Raw genomic sequence first — 1,517 nt, forward strand, 5'->3', positions numbered from 1 at the left:
GTGGCGGCGTTGCGCGAGCCGACCGCGACCACCTCGGCGCCGGGGACCCGGCCCCGGTCGCCGCAGCGCTCACCCCGCCCTCCCGGTGGGAGCACCTGGAGCCGCTCCCGACCGCCGCGCTCGGCGGGGACCGGTCGGCCGGGGTCCGCCGGGTGGCGGCGTGACCGGCCCGGCCGCCGCGCCCGGCCCCCGCGCCCCGGGCGGGGGCGGGCCTCCGGTGCGCTGGGGGATCCTCGGCACCGGCGCCATCGCCGAGCGGTTCCTGCACGGGCTGCGCGCGGTCCCCGGCGCCGAGGTGGTCGCGGTCGGCTCGCGCAACGCCGCCACCGCCGCGCGGTTCGCCGACCGGTGGGGGATCCCGCGCCGGCACGCCGAGCACCGCGCGCTGGCCGAGGACGACGCGGTGGACGTCGTCTACGTGGCCCTGCCGCACTCGGCCCACCACGCGGCGACCGTCATGTGCCTCTCGGCCGGCCGGCACGTGCTCTGCGAGAAGCCGCTCGCGCTGGACGCCGCCCAGGCCCGGGACATGGTCGCGACCGCGCGCCGCACCGGGCGCTTCCTCATGGAGGCGATGTGGACGCGGTTCGCGCCGGCGATGCGCGAGGTGCACGCCCTCGTCGGCGGCGGCGGGATCGGCGAGGTCCGGATGCTCACCGCCGACATCGGCTGGCGGTTCCGCTACGACCCGGCCGGCCGGCTGTTCGACCCCGCCCTCGGCGGGGGCGCCCTGCTGGACCTGGGCGTCTACCCCGTCGCGCTCGCCTCCGCGCTGCTGGGCGCCCCGGTCGGGGTGAGCGCCCGCGCCGCCTTCGCCGGCACCGGGGTCGACGCCCAGGTCGGCGCGGTGCTCACCGCGGCGTCGGGCGCCGTCGCGGTGCTCGGCTGCTCGATCGAGGCGGACCTGCCCAACCGGGCGGTCATCACCGGCACCGCCGGCCGGATCGAGGTCCCGGAGTGGTACAACCCCGCCGAGTACACGGTCCACCCGGCGGACGGTCCGCCGCGGACCGTCCGCCGCCCGCACCTCGCCAACGGCTTCGAGCACGAGGCCGCCGCCGTCACCGCCCTCGTGCGCGACGGCGCCGCGGAGAGCCCGCTCATGCCGCTGGACGAGAGCGTGCGGATCGCCGCGACGCTGGACGCCGTCCGGCACGCCATCGGCGGGCGCCGCCCGGGCGGCCCCGCGGGCTGACCAGCCGCGTCACGGTGCCGCCCGGCCCAGCCGGCCGGCCAGTTCGCGGACCCGGTCCCGCAGCTCCGCCGGCTCGTGCACCTCGAACTCGACGCCGATCAGGGCCACGTGCATCGCGAGGGCGTCCAGCGAGTCGGCCCCGGTGCGCAGCTCGCAGCTGGTGTCGTCGAGCGCCTCGACCACCCCGGTGGTCGGCGGGACACGCTCGGCGACGACCGCGGCAGACGCGTGCAGCGTGAACCTGGCGCGGTAGCGGTAGGGGGCGGTGGAGACGGCCCAGGACGTGTATCCGGCGATGTCGGGGTTGATGCCCTGATAGACG

The 1,517-nt window shown here is 78.6% G+C and carries 2 protein-coding genes; one reads left to right on the forward strand and one right to left on the reverse strand.

Features of this window, described 5'->3' with window-relative positions; genetic code table 11:
* Positions 1-160 precede the first annotated feature (160 nt).
* Entirely contained in the window at positions 161-1,195 is a 1,035-nt protein-coding gene (locus DEF28_RS26470) for a Gfo/Idh/MocA family protein (RefSeq protein ID WP_233515558.1), read from the forward strand.
* A 9-nt stretch (positions 1,196-1,204) separates the two neighbouring features.
* On the opposite strand, the gene DEF28_RS26475 is transcribed toward DEF28_RS26470, so the two are convergent.
* Positions 1,205-1,517: WYL domain-containing protein (locus DEF28_RS26475; protein WP_147281111.1), on the reverse strand; the 313-nt coding region annotated here is incomplete at its 5' end.

It is taken from the genome of Marinitenerispora sediminis, from assembly GCF_003336425.1.
GTDB lineage: Bacteria > Actinomycetota > Actinomycetes > Streptosporangiales > Streptosporangiaceae > Marinitenerispora > Marinitenerispora sediminis.